This is a genomic window from Burkholderia crassaminum (genome assembly GCF_964265005.1).
Lineage (GTDB): Bacteria > Pseudomonadota > Gammaproteobacteria > Burkholderiales > Burkholderiaceae > Burkholderia.
This window is the reverse complement of record NZ_OZ183799.1, coordinates 3,422,717-3,439,039: the sequence shown is the minus strand read 5'-3', so window position 1 is coordinate 3,439,039 and position 16,323 is coordinate 3,422,717. Positions and strand designations below refer to the sequence as shown.

At 68.9% G+C, this 16,323-nt stretch carries 16 protein-coding genes; 5 read left to right on the top strand and 11 right to left on the bottom strand.

Annotated elements, in window-relative coordinates:
• Positions 1-32 precede the first annotated feature (32 nt).
• The 4 genes from ACPTTF_RS15960 (at position 33) to ACPTTF_RS15945 (ending at position 2,786) form a co-directional block, all read left to right on the top strand.
• Positions 33-416 (top strand): hypothetical protein, encoded by a 384-nt coding sequence (locus tag ACPTTF_RS15960; protein ID WP_423371705.1) that lies wholly within the window; start codon positions 33-35, stop codon positions 414-416.
• Complete coding sequence (locus tag ACPTTF_RS15955; RefSeq protein ID WP_423371704.1) at positions 413-817, top strand: hypothetical protein; 405 nt, start codon at positions 413-415, stop codon at positions 815-817. Before ACPTTF_RS15960 ends, ACPTTF_RS15955 begins: the two co-directional genes overlap by 4 nt.
• 82 nt (positions 818-899) lie before the next feature.
• On the top strand, positions 900-1,625 hold the full coding sequence (locus ACPTTF_RS15950; protein WP_423371703.1) for a copper homeostasis protein CutC: 726 nt from the start codon (positions 900-902) through the stop codon (positions 1,623-1,625).
• A gap of 72 nt (positions 1,626-1,697) precedes the next feature.
• Positions 1,698-2,786 (top strand): suppressor of fused domain protein, encoded by a 1,089-nt coding sequence (locus ACPTTF_RS15945; RefSeq protein WP_423371702.1) that lies wholly within the window; start codon positions 1,698-1,700, stop codon positions 2,784-2,786.
• Positions 2,787-2,909: 123 nt separating this feature from the next.
• Here ACPTTF_RS15945 and ACPTTF_RS15940 read toward each other — a convergent pair whose 3' ends face one another.
• The 6 genes from ACPTTF_RS15940 to ACPTTF_RS15915 form a co-directional block, all read right to left on the bottom strand.
• On the bottom strand, positions 2,910-4,265 hold the full coding sequence (locus ACPTTF_RS15940; protein ID WP_423371701.1) for a purine-cytosine permease family protein: 1,356 nt from the start codon (positions 4,263-4,265) through the stop codon (positions 2,910-2,912).
• A gap of 220 nt (positions 4,266-4,485) precedes the next feature.
• Positions 4,486-5,481, bottom strand: a complete 996-nt coding sequence (locus ACPTTF_RS15935; protein ID WP_423371700.1) for a biotin-dependent carboxyltransferase family protein — start codon at positions 5,479-5,481, stop codon at positions 4,486-4,488.
• Positions 5,471-6,346 carry a 5-oxoprolinase subunit B family protein gene (locus ACPTTF_RS15930; RefSeq protein WP_423371699.1) on the bottom strand — a complete coding sequence of 292 codons (876 nt, stop codon included), beginning with the start codon at positions 6,344-6,346 and terminating at the stop codon, positions 5,471-5,473. The genes ACPTTF_RS15935 and ACPTTF_RS15930 overlap by 11 nt, the downstream gene beginning before the upstream one ends.
• On the bottom strand, positions 6,343-7,800 hold the full coding sequence (locus ACPTTF_RS15925; RefSeq protein WP_423371698.1) for an acetyl-CoA carboxylase biotin carboxylase subunit: 1,458 nt from the start codon (positions 7,798-7,800) through the stop codon (positions 6,343-6,345). The genes ACPTTF_RS15930 and ACPTTF_RS15925 overlap by 4 nt, the downstream gene beginning before the upstream one ends.
• A 4-nt stretch (positions 7,801-7,804) precedes the next feature.
• Complete coding sequence (locus ACPTTF_RS15920; protein WP_129513097.1) at positions 7,805-8,047, bottom strand: acetyl-CoA carboxylase; 243 nt, start codon at positions 8,045-8,047, stop codon at positions 7,805-7,807.
• A 22-nt stretch (positions 8,048-8,069) separates the two neighbouring features.
• Positions 8,070-8,852: a 5-oxoprolinase subunit PxpA gene (locus ACPTTF_RS15915; RefSeq protein ID WP_166962754.1), complete on the bottom strand. Its 783-nt coding sequence runs from the start codon at positions 8,850-8,852 to the stop codon at positions 8,070-8,072.
• Between the two features lie 258 nt (positions 8,853-9,110).
• Between ACPTTF_RS15915 and ACPTTF_RS15910 the strand changes: the two genes are divergently transcribed.
• Entirely contained in the window at positions 9,111-10,028 is a 918-nt protein-coding gene (locus tag ACPTTF_RS15910; protein ID WP_166962756.1) for a LysR family transcriptional regulator, read from the top strand.
• A 68-nt stretch (positions 10,029-10,096) separates the two neighbouring features.
• Here ACPTTF_RS15910 and bioB read toward each other — a convergent pair whose 3' ends face one another.
• From bioB to ACPTTF_RS15885, 5 genes are all read right to left on the bottom strand, one after another.
• Positions 10,097-11,116: a biotin synthase BioB gene (bioB, locus tag ACPTTF_RS15905; protein ID WP_423371697.1), complete on the bottom strand. Its 1,020-nt coding sequence runs from the start codon at positions 11,114-11,116 to the stop codon at positions 10,097-10,099.
• A 55-nt stretch (positions 11,117-11,171) separates the two neighbouring features.
• Positions 11,172-11,891, bottom strand: coding sequence for a dethiobiotin synthase (gene bioD, locus ACPTTF_RS15900; RefSeq protein WP_423371696.1), 720 nt, complete (start codon positions 11,889-11,891; stop codon positions 11,172-11,174).
• Positions 11,888-13,114 carry an 8-amino-7-oxononanoate synthase gene (gene bioF / locus ACPTTF_RS15895; protein WP_423371695.1) on the bottom strand — a complete coding sequence of 409 codons (1,227 nt, stop codon included), beginning with the start codon at positions 13,112-13,114 and terminating at the stop codon, positions 11,888-11,890. The genes bioD and bioF overlap by 4 nt, the downstream gene beginning before the upstream one ends.
• Entirely contained in the window at positions 13,111-14,457 is a 1,347-nt protein-coding gene (gene bioA / locus ACPTTF_RS15890) for an adenosylmethionine--8-amino-7-oxononanoate transaminase (RefSeq protein WP_423371694.1), read from the bottom strand. The genes bioF and bioA overlap by 4 nt, the downstream gene beginning before the upstream one ends.
• A gap of 520 nt (positions 14,458-14,977) precedes the next feature.
• Positions 14,978-16,252, bottom strand: a complete 1,275-nt coding sequence (locus ACPTTF_RS15885) for a dienelactone hydrolase family protein (RefSeq protein ID WP_423371693.1) — start codon at positions 16,250-16,252, stop codon at positions 14,978-14,980.
• Positions 16,253-16,323 lie beyond the last annotated feature (71 nt).

The following is a 16,323-nucleotide window of genomic DNA, read 5'->3' as shown; positions in this document are numbered from 1 at the left end:
CAACCATGGCGGCGAATAAAAAGGAAAACACAATGAAAAGACCGATTTCGCTGACCATTCTCGCGTGGATCATCATCGTGACCAACGCGATCACGGGCATCTACACGCCATTCACGATCGGCATGCCGACCACCCAGGCGCTGCTGTCGCACTACCTGCTGCCCGTCTGGGCGACGCTCGGCATCAGCGTGATCATCGAAGTCGTGAACGTCGTGATCGGCATCGCGATCCTCAAGGGCCGCGAATGGTCGCGCAAGACCTACATCGCGACGTCCGTGTTCAGCTTCGCGTTCTCGTTCATCAACATGCCGGCGTCGATGTTCGCGGTGCTGATTCCCGGCTTCCTGCTGTTCGCACTGTTCGTCTACCTGCTGTTCCGGCGCCCCGCGACCGCGTATTTCCAGGCGAACGCATGAGCTTCGTGCGCAACGCGCTCGCGATCGTGCTGTTCACGATCGCGGGCATGTGCGTGATCACCGCGCAGATGATGGCGTTCATGAAGCTCGGCCATACGGGGGCGATGCTCGTGTTCGTCGCGGTGTTGTTCGTGTTGTCGGCCGTGTTCCTGTCCGTCGGTGCGTTCGCCGGCGCGTTCCGGCCACGCGCGCGCGGCGCAGGCATCGCGCTGCTCATCGCGACCGCGACCACCGCGTTCGGGATGATCGGCTGGGTGACGTTCCTGCTCGCGCCGGGGTTCGTCGACGTGATGCAGCAGCAGGGCGTGGACATGAACGCGCGGATGTTCCGGTTCGCGCCCGGCGCCGTGGTGACCGGCCTGTCCGCGCTCATCGGCATCTGGCTCGCGCGACGCGGCTGACGGCGCGGCGCCCGGCACGCTGGCGTCCGTCACGCGGCTCGGCTAGGATGCGCGAATTGTCCTGACGATTCGCGGGCCGCCCATGAACCGAAACGCCGCTTCTTCCGTCCTCCTCGAAGTGATTGCCACGACCGTCGGCGATGCGAAGGCCGCCGCCCGCGCGGGCGCCGACCGCCTCGAGCTCGTGACCGCGATTACCGAAGGCGGGCTGACGCCGAGCGTCGGCCTGATCGAAGCCGTCGTGGCCGCCGTGCCGATTCCCGTCAACGTGATCGTGCGGCCGCACAGCCGGTCGTTCGTCTATGACGCCGACGACCTGCGCGTAATCGAACGCGACGTGCGCGCGGCTGTCGCGGCCGGTGCGAACGGCGTCGTGTTCGGCGCGCTCGACGCGCACGGCGACGTCGATCTCGGCGCACTGGCCCGCATCGCGGCCGCCGCCGACGGCCGTTCGCTCACGTTCCACCGCGCGTTCGACGTCGCGCGCGATCTCAACGCCGCGTTCGACGCGCTGCTGCGCGTGCCGGCCGTCACGTCCGTGCTGACGTCGGGCGGCCATCCGTCGGTGCTCGACGCGGTCGCGACGATCACACGGCTCGCGCGGCAGGCGGCCGGCTCGACCTGCACGGTGCTGGCCGGATCGGGGCTCACGATCGACGCGGTCGGCGATTTCGTCCGCGCGACCGGCGTACGCGCGGTGCATTTCGGCTCGGGCGTGCGGCCGCGCGGCGAGGTGCTGGCACCCGTCGACGAAGCGCGCGTCGAGCGCGTGCGCGCGGCGCTCGACGGCGCGGCGGCGCACGTGTGACGCGCCCGGCGGCGGCCGCTGCCGCACGCGCCGGCACCACGCAACAGCACATGAATCGCGAGAGAGGGCCACATGACCGACGCAACACACGACGAGCAGGGCGGCGCGGACGATGACGCCGCGCCCGGCTGGGACGCGATCGACGGCGCGCTCGCCCGCCTCTATCCGGGCCAGGAGCCGAAGCACTACGGCACGCTGATCAAGTGGCGGCTCGGCGGTCCCGATCCGCTCGACGGGCTCAGCGTGTGGAAGCGCGCGGAGCCCGTCCCGCACTGGCATTTCGTCACGTACGGGTTGAGCGAGCTGTATGCGAAGGAGTCCGACGATCCGGCCGTCAGCGGCTTCGGGTTCGAGCTGACGATGCGCGTCGCGAGCGCGGCTGGCGACGAAGAGCCGCCGCGCTGGGTGTTCAGCTTCCTGCAGAATCTCGCGCGCTACGTGTTCCAGAGCGGCAACGCGTTCGACGACGGTCACTGGATGACGGCCAACGGCCCGATCGCGCTCGATTCCGGCACGCAGCTCTGCTCGATGGGTTTCGCATTCGATCCGGAGCTGCCGGCGATCGATACGCCGCATGGCCGCCTCGCGTTCCTGCAGATCGTCGGGCTGACGCTCGACGAGGAGCGCGCCGCGAAGCGCTGGCGCACGCGCGCGCTGCTCGACACGCTGGCGCCGCACATGCCGCTCTGGGTGACCGATCTCGACCGCGCGTCGCTGCTCGAGCGCGCGGACGTGCGCGAGCAGGTCGACGCCGGCACGCAGCGCGATGGCTCGTCGAGCGGCTACCTGTTCACCGACGTGCTCGGATGGGAAACGCGCAAGCGGCTGCTGCGTGCGTCCGTGATCGACATCACCGTCGGCGCGCGGCAGGTCGATGAACTCGTCACGCTGCTGCCGCTGCGGTTGCCGTTCGACCGGCCGTTCCGGCTGGTGGGCCACGACGGCGCGGTACGGTTCGTGCACGGCGACGCGAACGGCGTGACCGACGAGGACGGCACGCTGACGCTGCGGCTCACCGACGCGACGGTGCAGGCGCTGGCGCGCACGCTGCAGCCGCGCGCCGGCGAGTATGCGGTCGACGGGCTCGACGGCGTGCGCTGGCGGGTCGAGAAGACGGTGATCCGTGACGCGCAGGGCAACCCGGTGCAGACGATCGGCTAAGCTGCTGCCGTGCCGTGCCGTGCCGTGCCGTGCCGTGCCGTGCCGTGCCGTGCCGTGCCGTGCCGTGCCGTGCCGTGCCGTGCCGTGCCGTGCCGCTGCCGCGCCGCCACGGGCGCGGCAGCGTCACGTATTCCGCACGAACCAGGTCCGCTTCGCGGTGCCGAGCAGCGCGCGATAGACGACCCACGACACGACGAAGGTCGCCGGCGCCGACAGCGATGCGGCGAACCCGGTCGCCTGGTTCAGTGCGAGCCCCGCGAACGCGCCCGCGAACCACGCGGTCAGCCCGCCCGGGTTGAACACCGGCACATGCGCGTCGCGGCATTCGACATCGTCGCCGACGAGCTGCCCGTAGCGCGCCGACAGGATGTGCGCGAGCGCGACACCGACCCACGCGACGACGAAGATGCCCTGGTACGCGAGCGCCTGCAGGATCCGCGAGAAGATGTCGGCCATCATCAGCGCATAGACGACCGCGCCGACCACGAGCGCCCACACGAACTTCGGCGCGCGCAGCCCGGCGACCTTCTGGAAGAACGCCTGCATGTTGACGGTCGCGAGGTAGTAGTTCGCGGTGTTGATGCGCGACTGCGTGACCCACACGAACAGCAGCCCCCACACGCCCATCAGCTTCAGCAGCGCGAGCACGACCGACACTTCCGACAGCGTGCCGAGCTCGGGAATCGTGCTGACGAGATAGATGCCGGCCGCGCCGTTGACGAGGAACGTGACGAGATAGAACGGCATCCCGAAGTTGAAGCGGCCGTGATAGCGGGCGTCCTCCTTGCGGCCGAAGCGCGCGTAGTCGAACGTGAACATCATCAGCACCCATACGCCCATGTAGTAGACGAAGCATTGCCACCAGCCGCCGGCCGGGGCGCCGCCCGCGGGCCCGAAATCGAGCCATGCGGCGTGATAGCCGTACTCGGCCGTCGCGAGCCCGACCGCCGCGAGCAGCCCGAGCAGGTAGAACGGCAGCAGCACGCCGTTGAACTTGTCGAGCCAGTGCTGCACGCTGCCGAACACGAGCGGCACGCTGTAGCAGACGACGATCAGCGCGGCCCACTTGTAGTCGAGCGCCGGAAACTGGTGATGCGCGGCGACCGCGATCACCGAGCCCTCGAACACCGCGTAGTAGATCGCCGTCGCGAAGAAGATCAGCGTCGCGAGTGCGGCCCCCGCGCTGCCGAACAGCACGCGCGAGAACAGCGCGACCGACAGGCCGGTGCGGATCGCATAGCGGCTGATGATCGAATTGACGGCGCCGTACGACACGACCGACAGCGCCATGCCGATCAGCGCGTTGCGTGCGCCGTAGGTGAGCGCGAGCGTCGCGCCGACGACGATGTAGAACACCGCGCTGCATACTGCCCACCACGCCATCGTCAGCGAAAAGGGCGGCATGCGCGCGTGATCGGGAATGGCGAGCGTCGACAGGTCGAGATCCTCGTCGGTGCGGGCCTGAGCCAGGTTGGCCATGAGCGTGCTCCTCGATGAGCAAAACAGCGAACGACGTCTGGGCCGCGGTACTAACGGTCCGCAGGGTTGCCCCGACGTCGGGCGGGCAACCGGTCCGGCAGAAACGGCGCGCAAGCGTCCCCGCCGCGCCGCGCGCGGCCGCACGGTCGGGAAACGAAAGCGAAGGATGAAAGGTGAGGGCGGCGAACGGCGCCCGGCACGGTGGCCGGGCGTCCGGCGCTCAGTCCTGCAGCACGGCGCGCAGCAGCGCGAGGCGCCGCTGGTACTCGCGGCGCGCCGCGAGCGCATCGGCCATCGTCACGCGCACGAAGCGCGCGCGATGGTTCGGCTGCATCTGGCCGATCAGGTCCATGTCGGCGCTGATGACGGTGCCGATCGTCGCGTAGCCGCCGCCCGACACCGCGTCGCGATGCAGGATGATCGGCTCGAGCCCGGCCGGCACCTGGATCGAGCCGATCGGATAGCACGCGTCGACGATGTTCGACGGATCGGCGCCCGCGCCGAACGGCTGCTCACGTGGCCGGAACTGCAGCGCCCGGCCGTTCTTGTAGCGGTAGCCGATGCGATCGGCTTCGGGCGCGACCGTCCATTCGTCGTCGAAGAACGTGTGCGCCGATGCGTCGGTGAGCCGGTAGTGGTACAGGCCCGTCAGCACGCGTAGTTCGACCTGGCTGTCGAGCGGCCGGACGACCGCCGCCGGCAGCTCGCGCCCTTCCCGATGCGTGCCGCGCGCGGCGCCGATCGGCAGCCGGTCGCCCTTCTGCAGGCGCCGGCCCGCGTGGCCGCCGATCGCGCCGAGCGCGTAGGTCGAGCGGCTGCCGAGCACGACCGGCACGTCGATGCCGCCCGCGACGGCCACGTAGGCCCGCGCACCGCCCTTCACGTAGTTGAACGACAGCACGCTGCCCGCACGGATGCGCAGTGCGATGTTGCAGCACTGCCCGATGCCGTCGATCTTCGGCGTCATCTCGGCGCCCGTGACGGCGACGAGCGCGTCCGCATGGAACAGCAGCTCCGGGCCGAGCAGCGTGCATTCGAGCACGGCCGCCTGTTCGGGATTGCCGACCAGCAGGTTTGCCGCGCGCGACGCGTACTGGTCGAGCGAGCCCGACGGCGGGATGCCGACGTGGTAGTAGCCTTGCCGGCCCGTATCCTGGACCGACGTCGCGAGGCCGGGCTTGATGACCTCGATCAGGTTGTGCGCGTCAGCTGGCATGCAGCACCTCGACGAGAGAACGGTTGACCGCATCGGGATCGCGCAGGAACGCGTCGAGCGAGAATTTCACGGGGCGCACGCGCAGCGAGAACGTGCCCGCTTCGACGGCCGTCACCGCGGCGTCATACGCGTCGCGATCGATCGGCTGGAACTTCACGATGTCGCCGGGCCGGAAGAACACCATGAAATCGCGCAGGTAGTCGAGCCGCTGCGCGGGATCGAAGATCGGCGCCGGCGTCACGCCGAACATCTGGTAGCCGCCCGCGCCGCGTACCGAATAGATGCAGCCGAAGCAGCCGCCGTGGCCGACCGTCAGCTTCGGCGTGTCGGTGCGCGGCCGCAGGTATTTCGGCACTTCGAGCTGGCGTTCGCGCTCGACCATCTGGTACATGAACGGCAGGCCCGCGACGAAGCCGACCATCGACACGAACCACGGCGAACCCGAGTGCGCGGCGATGAAATCGTCGATGTCGCGCTTGCCGTTGATCCGCGCCGCATATTCGAGATCGGTCGACGACGGGTCCTGGTGACGCTCGCGAAACCGCATCAAGGTTTCGTGCGTCCACGGGTCGTTGTAGAGCACCGGCACCTCGACGATGCGCGTGTCGAGTTCGAGCGGTGCGTCGCCGACCTCGGCCTCGATCGTCTTCAGCAGCGCGACGAGCGCGTCGGGCTCGATCACGTCCGGGTCGTAGCGCACCTGGTAGGACGCATTCGCCGGGCAGATCTCGGTGATGCCCGGCACCGCGCGCCGCTGCAGCTCGCGCGTGATCGCCGTGCCCTTGAAGAAGGCGTCGAGCGACATCGCCTCGCTGATCTCGACGAACACGAACTCGTCGCCGCCGAACGTATAACGGGTCGTCACAGGGCCTCCCCGACGCGCGCGGCGTCCGCGGTTTCGGGCTGCCGGGCGGCGGCCGTCGCGGCCTCGCGCCATTGCGGCATCCATGCTTCGAGAAAATTCGTGTGATAGCGGCCCGCGCGCACGTCGTCGTCCGCGAGCAGCGCGGCGTGCAGCGGCGCGGTGGTCTTCAGGCCGCCAACGTGCAGTTCGCCGAGCGCGCGAGACAGGCGCCGCAGCGCGGCCGCGCGGCTCTCGTCGTGCACGATCAGCTTCGCGAGCAGCGAATCGTAGAACGGCGGCACGACGTAACCCGGATAGAGCAGCGAATCGACGCGCACACCGGGGCCGGTCGGCCACACCAGTTCGTCGATCCGGCCGGGATTCGGACGAAAATCCTGCAGCGGATCTTCCGCGTTGATCCGGCATTCGAGCGCCGCGCCGCGCATCGCGATGTCCGGCTGCGCGAACCGCAGCGGCTCGCCGTCGGCGATGCGCAGCGTCTCGCGCACGAGGTCGATGCCGGTGATCGCCTCGGTCACCGGATGCTCGACCTGGATGCGCGTGTTCATCTCGATGAAGTAGAACTCGCCGCGCGCGTCGTCGAACAGGTATTCGAGCGTGCCGGCACTGCGATAGCCGACTTCGCGCGCGAGGCGCGTGGCCGACGTGCACAGCGCGTCGCGCTGCGCCGGCGTGAGCGACGGTGACGGCGCTTCCTCGAGGATCTTCTGCCGGCGTCGCTGCAGCGAGCATTCGCGCTCGAACAGATGGACGACGTCGCGGCCGTCGCCGAGCACCTGCACCTCGATGTGCCGGGCGCGCGCGATGAAGCGTTCGAGATAGACGCCGCCGTCGCCGAATGCGGCCTGCGCCTCGCGCTGCGCGAGCGGCAGCTCGGCGTCGAGCTGAGCGGCGTCGTGCGCGACGCGGATGCCGCGCCCGCCGCCGCCCGCGGCCGCCTTGATCATGATTGGGTAGCCGATGCGCGCGGCGACTGCACGGGCCTCGTCGAGCGACTGCACGACGCCGTCGCTGCCGGGCACCGTCGGCACGTTCGCGCGCCGCGCGGTGTCACGGGCGCGCGCCTTGTCGCCCATCGTCGCGATCACCTGCGAGTCCGGCCCGACGAAGATCAGCCCGGCCGCCTCGACCTGCGCGGCGAACGCGGCATTCTCGGACAGGAAGCCGTAGCCGGGATGGATCGCGTCCGCGCCGCATTGCCGCGCGGCGTCGAGGATCGCGGCGGGATTCAGATAGCTTTTCGCTGCATGCGACGAGCCGATGTGGATCGCCTCGTCGGCCATGCGCGCGGCGAGGCTGTCGCGGTCGGCGTCGCTGACCACGGCGACCGCGCGCATGCCGAGTTCGCGCGCCGCGCGGATCACGCGCACCGCGATCTCGCCACGATTCGCGACCAGCACGGTCTTGATCCGCGACGGGCGATAGAACGTGTCGGGGGAGGTTGCCGGCTTCATCGCGTCACCCCTCGATCCGCATCAGTACCTGGCCCGCGTCGACCGGTTCGCCGTCCTCGACGAGCAGCTCGACGACGCGGCCGGCCGCGTCGGCTTCGATCTCGGTGAACTGCTTCATCACTTCGACGAGGCCGACCACGGCGCCCGCGGCAACCGTCGCATCGACCGCGACGTAGTAGGCCGCATCGGGCGACGGGCGCCGGTAGAACGTGCCCGGCAACGGGCTGACGATATCGTGCAATGCCATCTGGCGTCTCCTTGAATCGGGTTCAGTGATGGGCGGCGAGCGGTCGCGGCCCGGCGGTCCGGATGCCTTCGCGAATCAGCGCGTGGCGCGTCGCGCGGACGAGGTCGAGCGCGCCCGGCGTGTCGCTGTGGATGCAGACCGAATCGAAATCGATGTCGATATCGTCGCCGTCGATCGTGCGCACCTTGCCGTCGATGCACGCGCGCAGCACCTTGTCGGCGATCTGCTGCGGGTCGAGGCGGCCGACGCGGCGCGTGAACACGATCGAGCCGCTGCGGTCGTAGTCGCGGTCGGCGTAGAACTCGCGGATCACCGGCTGTTCGTACTCCATTGCCACGCGATAGGTGACCGACGCCTCCATGCAGTACAGCCACAGGCCGGGGTCGACGCGCTGCAGCGTCTCGATCAGCAGCCGCGAGAACGCTTCGTTGGCTGCCGCATGCATGTAGAGCGCGCCGTGCGGCTTGACGTGCTGCAGGCTCACGCCGTTCAGGCGCGCGAACTCGCGCAGCGCGCCGAGCTGGTACAGGATGTCGTGGACGAGCGCCTGCGGCGTTTCGGTGATCGTGCGGCGGCCGAAGCCGACCAGATCGCGAAAGCCCGGATGCGCGCCGATCCCGACGCCGGCGTCGCGCGCGAGCTGCACCGTGCGCGCCATGATGTTCGGATCGCCGGCATGAAAACCGGTGGCGATGTTCGCCGAGCTGATGAGCGGCATGATCTGCTCGTCGACGCCGTCGCCGATCGTCCACGGGCCGAAGCCCTCTCCCATGTCGGAGTTCAGGTCGACGCTGTGCTTCCTCATACGGTGTACTCCTCCAGGTTCTCCGGTTCGCGTGCGTCGTGGCGCATGCCGAAACCGTGTTGAACGCAGGTTAGCCGCGTGGGTTGCGTCAAAAAAGTTCTATTTTTATATGCAGGCGTATCGATTTTTTCGATATCCCGGAGAGCGACCGCCAAGGGCCGCCGGAGCAGCGGTGGCAGGGTTTTCACGCAGCCCGGTTGATGGGCGCCGCATGGTTGATATGATGTTTATCGCATGCCCATCAGTTTTCCCTCGACCATGGCCCTGACCCTCAGACAGCTCAAGTACTTCGTCGCGACCGCCGAGCTCGGCCAGATCTCGCAGGCCGCGATTCAGCTCACGATTTCGCAGTCGGCCGTGACGAGCGCGATCAAGGAGCTGGAGGACAGCCTCGGCACGCAGCTCTTTCTGCGCACGCCGTCGGGTGTGACGCTCACCGACACGGGGCGGCGCTTCCTGAATCACGCGTACACGATCCTGTCGTCGGTCGACGAGGCGATGCGGATCCCGAACCTCGAAAGCACGCTGACCGGCACGCTCGCGATCGCCGCGAGCTACACGGTCCTCGGCTATTTCCTGCCGCATCACGTGCTGCGGTTGAATACGCTCTATCCGCGCCTGACGATCCACCTGCATGAACTGAACCGCGAGTCGATCGAGGAAGGGCTGATCGCGGGCCGCTACGACATGGCCGTGCTGCTCACGTCGAACGTGTCGAATCCCGAGCTCGTGCTGGAGCCGGTGATCCATTCGGTGCGCCGGCTGTGGGTCGGCGCGCATCATCCGCTGCTCAGGCGCGAGAGCGTCACGTTCGCGGAGGTCGCACACGAGCCGTTCGTGATGCTGACGGTCGACGAGGCCGGGCAGACGGCGCTGCGCTACTGGAACGAGACGCCGTACCGGCCGAACGTGATCCTGCGCACGTCGTCGGTCGAGGCCGTGCGCAGCATGGTCGCGAACGGCAGCGGCGTCGCGATCCTGTCCGACATGGTGTATCGCCCGTGGTCGCTCGAAGGGCGGCGTATCGAGACGATCGTGCTGCGCGACCCGGTGCCGCCGATGAGCGTCGGCCTCGCGTGGCGCAAGAACATCGAGCTGAGCCCCGCGATGCACGCGGTGCGCGACTACTTCCGGCACACGTTCATGGAGCCGCGCGCGCTGGGCGGCATGGTCTGAGTGGCGCGCGCGGACGAAAAAAAGCCGGGGCATGCCCCGGCTTTTTCGTTGGCAGGCGGTGCTGCCGCTTACGCGTTCGCCGACATCGCGTCCGCGTCGCTCGAGCGGATACCGAGGCGCTCGAACAGCGCACGATCCTTCTGCGATTGCGGGTTGCTCGTCGTCAGCAGCTGGTCGCCGTAGAACATCGAGTTCGCGCCGGCGAGGAAGCACATTGCCTGCAGGCCGTCGTCGAGCTGCTCGCGGCCGGCCGACAGGCGTACGACGGCCTTCGGCATCGTGATCCGCGCAACCGCGATCGTGCGCACGAATTCGAACGGGTCGAGCGGCGCGGTGCCTTCGAGCGGCGTGCCTTCGATCGCGACGAGGTTGTTGATCGGCACCGAATCCGGATACGGGTTCAGGTTCGCGAGCTGCGAGATCAGGCCCGCGCGTTCGCGGCGCGATTCGCCCATCCCGATGATGCCGCCGCAGCACACGTTGATACCGGCGTCGCGCACGCGGTCGAGCGTGTCGAGGCGGTCCTGGTAGGTGCGCGTCGAGATCACCTGGCCGTAGAACTCCGGCGACGTGTCGAGGTTGTGGTTGTAGTAGTCGAGGCCCGCATTCGCGAGTTCCTGCGCCTGCTCGTCTTCCAGCATGCCGAGCGTCATGCAGGTCTCGAGGCCGAGTTCCTTCACGCCGCGCACCATCTCGGTCAGCGCCGGCATGTGGCGCTCCTTCGGGTTGCGCCACGCGGCGCCCATGCAGAAGCGGCTCGCGCCGTTCTCCTTCGCCGTGCGCGCGGCATCGAGCACCGCGTCGACGTCCATCAGCTTCTCGGCCTTCAGGCCCGTGTCGTGGTGCGACGACTGCGAGCAGTAGCCGCAATCTTCCTCGCAGCCGCCCGTCTTGATCGACAGCAGCGTCGACAGCTGCACAGCGTTCGCGTCGAAGTGCTCGCGGTGGACCTGCTGCGCGCGGAAGATCAGGTCGTTGAACGGCAGCTCGAACAGCGCGACGACGTCGGCGACGCGCCAGCGTTGCGAGGCCGGAGCGGCCACGGGAATCGCGTCGGGTTGCACGGTGGCGGTCTGGGCTTGGGTCATATCGTTTTCCTGTCCTGGTCGGGGATGAGGGATCGGGGGAGCTGTTTCGGTTGGGTCAATGCTGCGCGGCGCGCAGCGTATCGACGAGCGCGGCTATGTCGAGCATCGCCGCGGCAGATTCGGGGGCGGCCGGGCTCATGTGCGGAATGCGGCCGAGCAGCGGCGCGCCGTGCTCGCGAGCGAGCCAGTCGCGCATCGTCGCGATGTTCTCGTCGGGGAACGACATGGCCGGATCGACGTGGTTCGCGACCCAGCCCGCGAGCGTGAGGCCGCGTTGGCGAATCGCGTCGGCGCTCAGCAGCGCATGGTTGATGCAGCCGAGCCGCACGCCGACCACGAGCACGACCGGCACGCCGAGTGCGACCGCGAGATCGGCCAGGTCCTGCGTGTCGTTCATCGGTACGCGAAAACCGCCGGCGCCTTCGACGACGACGATATCCGCGCGCGTCAGCGCTTCGCGATGACACGCGACGATCGTGTCGATATCGAGCGTCACGCCCTCCCGCGCGGCGACGATATGCGGCGCGGCCGGTGCCTTCAGCAGGAACGGCGTGCGCAGCTCCGGCGGCAGCACGACGTTCGCGGCCGCGTCGAGCTGGTCGGCGTCCTCGTTGCGCCACACGCCGTCGCGTTCATACGCGCCGGCCGCGACGGGCTTGAGCGCGGCTGCACGCAGGCCGTGCCGCGCGAAGCCGTGCAGCATCGCGGCCGACACGAAGGTCTTGCCGATTTCGGTGTCGGTGCCCGTGACGAAAAGCGAGAGCGGGGCGGTCATGCTGCGGCCTCCCGCGGGGCCGCGTCAACGGAGGCTGCAGCCCCCTCGCTGGCTTCGATCAGCGCGGCTTCGAGCCGCGCGAGATCGTCGAACGAATGCGCGGCCGACAGCGACACGCGTAGCCGCGACGTGCCGACGGGCACCGTCGGCGGCCGGATCGCGGGCACCCACAGGCCGTGCGCGTCGAGCGCGCGCATTGCCGTGAGCGTCGCGTCGTTGCTGCCGATCACGAGCGGCTGCACGGCCGTGTGCGAATCGACCGGCTGCCAGCGCGTGTTGCGCAGCAGCGCGCGCGTGCGTTCGATCAGCGCGGCGAGATGCGCGCGCCGCGCATCGCCTTCGTCGCCCGCGATCACCTTCAGGCTCGCGGATACCGCGTGCGCGACGGCCGGCGGCGCGGCCGTCGTGAAGATGTAGCTGCGCGCGCGCTGGATCATCCATTCGATCACGGTCTCGTGCGCGATCACGAACGCGCCCGCGACGCCGGCGGCCTTGCCGAGCGTGCCGACGTACACGAGATGCGGCGAACGCAGCGCGGCGGCCGCGAGTGCGCCACGGCCCTGCGGGCCGAGCACGCCGAAGCCGTGCGCATCGTCGACGACGAGCCACGCGCCATGGCGCTCGGCCAGCGCGACGAGTTCGGCGAGCGGTGCTACGTCGCCATCCATGCTGAACACGGTGTCGCTGACGATCAGCTTCGTTTCTGCATCCGATGCTTCGAGCAACGCGGCGAGTGCGGCCGTGTCCGCGTGCGGATAGACCTGTACGTTCGCACGCGACAGCCGCATGCCGTCGATCAGCGACGCATGGTTCAGCGCGTCGGAAAAGATCGTCGCGCCCTTGGCGGTGAGCGCCGTCATCGCGGCGAGGTTCGCCATGTAGCCGGTGCTGAAGTACAGCGCGCGCGGCGCGTCGGAGAAGCCGCCCGCGAAGCCCGCGAGTTCGTCCTCGAGTGTCGCGTGCGCACGCGAATGGCCGCCAAGCAGGTGCGAGCCGCCGCTGCCGGAGCCGTAGCGCTGCGCGCCTTCGGCGAACGCGGCGACGAGCGCCGGATGCGCGGCGAGGCCGAGATAGTCGTTGCTCGCGAAGCCGACGATCTCGCGGCCGTCGACGGTCATGCGCGCATCGCACGCGGTGTCGGCGGTGCGGCGCACGCGGCGCAGCCCTTGAGCGTCGAGATCGGCGAGGCCGCGTTGCAGCCCGTCGAGCAGAGGGTTCGTCATCGTGTGATCTCCGCGAGTGTCACATCGAGCGTGTCGCGCGTGCGTTGCGCGAGCCACGCGATGTCGTCGTCGGTCATCACGTACGGCGGCATCAGGTACACGGTCGTGCCGATCGGGCGCAGCAGCAGCTCGCGTTCCAGCGCGCGTTCGAAGAAGCGTCGCGAGAAGCCGCGCGCCGCGTCGCCGTCGAGCGCGACGTCGAATGCGAACAGCGTGCCGCGCTCGCGCAGGTGGCGTACCTGCGGGTGCGCGTCGAGCGGCGCAAGCGCGGCACGTAGCGTGGCTGACTTGCGGGTGTTGGCCGCAAGCACGTCGTCGCGCGCGAAGAGGTCGAGCGTCGCGACCGCCGCGCGGCACGCGAGCGGGTTGCCCGTGTACGAATGCGAGTGCAGGAAGCCGCGCGTCATGTCGTCGTCGTAGAACGCGGTGAACACGTCGTCGCGGGTGAGCACGAGCGACAGCGGCAGGTAGCCGCCGCTGATGCCTTTCGACAGGCACAGGAAATCGGGCCAGACGCCGGCCTGCTCGCACGCGAAGAAGGTGCCGGTGCGGCCGCAGCCGACCGCGATCTCGTCGGCGATCAGGTGCACGCCGAATTCGTCGCACAGCGCGCGCAGCCCGCGCACGTAGGACGGATCGTGCATCGCCATGCCGGCCGCGCACTGCACGAGCGGCTCGACGATCAGCGCGGCGATCCGGTCGCCGCGTTCGACGAACAGGCGCCGCACGTCGGCAAGGGCGCGGCCCGCGACGTCGGCGGCCGTTTCGCCCGGCTGCGCGCCGCGCGCGTCGGGTGACGCGACGACGTGTGCATGGCGGATCAGCGGGTCGTATGCGTCCTTGAACAGCGCGACGTCGGTTACGCCGAGCGCGCCGATCGTCTCGCCGTGATAGCTGTTCGCTACGCAGACGAATTCCTGCTTGTTCGGGCGGCCGCGGTTGCGCCACGCGTGGAAACTCATCTTCAGTGCGATCTCGACGGCCGACGCGCCGTCCGACGCGAAGAACGCGTGGCCGAGCGTGCGCGCGGTGAGCACGTGCAGTCGCTCCGCGAGCTCGATTGCCGGCTCGTGCGTGCAGCCGGCGAGCATCGCGTGCTCGAGCGTGTCGAGCTGGTCCTTCAGCGCCGCGTTGATGTCCGGGTTCGCATGGCCGAACAGGTTGACCCACCAAGAGCTGATCGCGTCGAAGTAGCGGCGGCCGTCACGGTCGTACAGCCACACGCCCGCGCCACGCGCGACGGGGATGAGCGGCAGGCGCTCGTGATGCTTCATCTGGGTGCAGGGATGCCAGACCGCGCGCAGGCTGCGCGCGACCCAGTCGTCGGTGGCTGGCGTACTCAAGGCGGCTCCGGGGGATAAAACGGCCGCGCGGCATCGACGGGATGCCGCGCGGCGGGACACGAAACGCGCTGAGATTAGCGTGTTCCGCGACCCGTTGCACTACCGGTTACAAACGCCGCAAAGCCTTGCCGGACGGGAGTTCGACGCAGATCGGGGCGGCTCGGGACGGTACGGTTCAGAAGTCCGGAAATGACCGCAGATGACGACGTTCGAGTGAGACCCCCCAACCGAAAAAAATCGTGGGTCGGGCGGTGCGACTGCGCAAAAAATATCGGGGAGCGAAGGGAAAAAGGACGGCGCGGGACGATGTGGCCCCCGTGCGATCGGAACGCGTGACCACGAGCAGGCGGCGAAGGGAATCTGGATGGAGCGCGGCGAGCCGGCGCGTTCACACCGGCATGCGTCGCGTGCCACGTGGGCGACAGCCGCCGCGAACGCCGCACGCCGCACGCAGCGCGTTCGCGACGGGATGGGAAAAAGGGGAGGAAAAACGAAAAACGGCGGCGAAGGCCGCCGCTCGTCAGCGCGAAGCCAGGGCAGGCGTACCGGTGTCGCGTGCGTTGCTGTCGTCGTTGTCGGCCGTCTGCGTGTTCGTGTTCCACACGACCCGGTCGTTGACCGCATACAGCCGGCACGCGCCCGCGCCTTGCTTCGCGCAGTTGTCGAGCGCGAGCGCCATCGGGTCGTCGCCGCCTTCGGCCCACGACCACGCGCCTTCCGACGACACCGCGAACGCGCGGCTCGGATGCTGGTTCAGGAAGCGGCGATAGCCTTCACGGCCGGCTTCGTCGACATACGGCACCGCGCTGACCGCGTCGATCGACGCATAGCCGGTCGCCTTCGGCTCGTGCGGGTTCGCGACGGCGTAGCGCACCGAGGTCGGCAGGTTCAACTGCGCGAGAAACGCGTTGACGGCCGGCCACCACACGGGCACGCCATCGCGGTCGACGATCAGCCGGTGCGCGTCGTCCTTGTAGCGGCCGAAATCGATGAACTGGGCCTGCGTGCCGTGCGAGACGTACGCGTCGTGCATCTGCGCGACGAGCCCGGGCGTCCACACCGAATCGTTGTCGCCGTACAGCCACAGCGACCGCACGGCCGTGTGCGCGCCGTACTGGTCGAACGCGTCGACGAGGTTCTTCTGCCAGCCGTCGCAGAGGTCCTGGCGCAGCCCGCCGGAGAAGTTGATGATGCCGCGCACGCCCGGTGCGGCTTCGGTGCCGTACGCGACCGATACGAGGCCGCCGTGCGACGTGCCGGCGACGACGATGCGCGACGCATCGACATACGGCTGGCGCGACATGTAGCGCACCGTCGCGTCGACGTCGGCCGCCTGCGCGAGGCCGTTCTTGCCGACGTTGCAGCCTTCCTGCTGGTACGTGCCGTCCGAGCCCGCGAAGCCCTGGCGGTTCGGCGCGATCACCGCATAGCCGCGGCGCACGAATTCGCGCGCGAACGCGAGCGGCCGGCTGCGCGGCTGCAGATGGAGATCGCCGGTGTTCTTGCCGTGGTTGAAGACGACGAGCGGGAACGGGCCGGGGCCGTTCGGCTTGAAGAGCGTCGCCTCGAGCGTGACGGAGCCCGATGCGTCGGCGGGAATGCGGAGGATCTGTTCGTTGAGGTCGGCGGCGACCTGCGGCAGGTTCGAATCGCCGTAGTCGAAGCGTTCGGCGTGGGCGAGCGACCCGCTGACGCCGGCACCCGTCCCCGAATTTGCGTTCGGCAGCGTACCGGCCTGAGCGGCCGACAGCGCGCATGCCGCCATCCATCCCACCAATACCTTGCTGAACGCCATTCGTAAGCCCTGCCATGCAACATGACCAATTCGAGGTCATCGTAGCCCGACAAATTCGGGTTGTGCAATGC

What these genes read in the sequence shown, in the direction of transcription:
- ACPTTF_RS15960 (WP_423371705.1), top strand. Translation starts at nt 33, where the DNA reads ATGAAAAGACCGATTTCGCTGACCATTCTCGCGTGGATCATCATCGTG.
- ACPTTF_RS15955 (WP_423371704.1), top strand. Translation starts at nt 413, where the DNA reads ATGAGCTTCGTGCGCAACGCGCTCGCGATCGTGCTGTTCACGATCGCG.
- ACPTTF_RS15950 (WP_423371703.1), top strand. Translation starts at nt 900, where the DNA reads ATGAACCGAAACGCCGCTTCTTCCGTCCTCCTCGAAGTGATTGCCACG.
- ACPTTF_RS15945 (WP_423371702.1), top strand. Translation starts at nt 1,698, where the DNA reads ATGACCGACGCAACACACGACGAGCAGGGCGGCGCGGACGATGACGCC.
- ACPTTF_RS15940 (WP_423371701.1), bottom strand. Translation starts at nt 4,265, where the DNA reads ATGGCCAACCTGGCTCAGGCCCGCACCGACGAGGATCTCGACCTGTCG.
- ACPTTF_RS15935 (WP_423371700.1), bottom strand. Translation starts at nt 5,481, where the DNA reads ATGCCAGCTGACGCGCACAACCTGATCGAGGTCATCAAGCCCGGCCTC.
- ACPTTF_RS15925 (WP_423371698.1), bottom strand. Translation starts at nt 7,800, where the DNA reads ATGAAGCCGGCAACCTCCCCCGACACGTTCTATCGCCCGTCGCGGATC.
- ACPTTF_RS15920 (WP_129513097.1), bottom strand. Translation starts at nt 8,047, where the DNA reads ATGGCATTGCACGATATCGTCAGCCCGTTGCCGGGCACGTTCTACCGG.
- ACPTTF_RS15915 (WP_166962754.1), bottom strand. Translation starts at nt 8,852, where the DNA reads ATGAGGAAGCACAGCGTCGACCTGAACTCCGACATGGGAGAGGGCTTC.
- ACPTTF_RS15910 (WP_166962756.1), top strand. Translation starts at nt 9,111, where the DNA reads ATGGCCCTGACCCTCAGACAGCTCAAGTACTTCGTCGCGACCGCCGAG.
- bioB (WP_423371697.1), bottom strand. Translation starts at nt 11,116, where the DNA reads ATGACCCAAGCCCAGACCGCCACCGTGCAACCCGACGCGATTCCCGTG.
- bioD (WP_423371696.1), bottom strand. Translation starts at nt 11,891, where the DNA reads ATGACCGCCCCGCTCTCGCTTTTCGTCACGGGCACCGACACCGAAATC.
- bioF (WP_423371695.1), bottom strand. Translation starts at nt 13,114, where the DNA reads ATGACGAACCCTCTGCTCGACGGGCTGCAACGCGGCCTCGCCGATCTC.
- ACPTTF_RS15885 (WP_423371693.1), bottom strand. Translation starts at nt 16,252, where the DNA reads ATGGCGTTCAGCAAGGTATTGGTGGGATGGATGGCGGCATGCGCGCTG.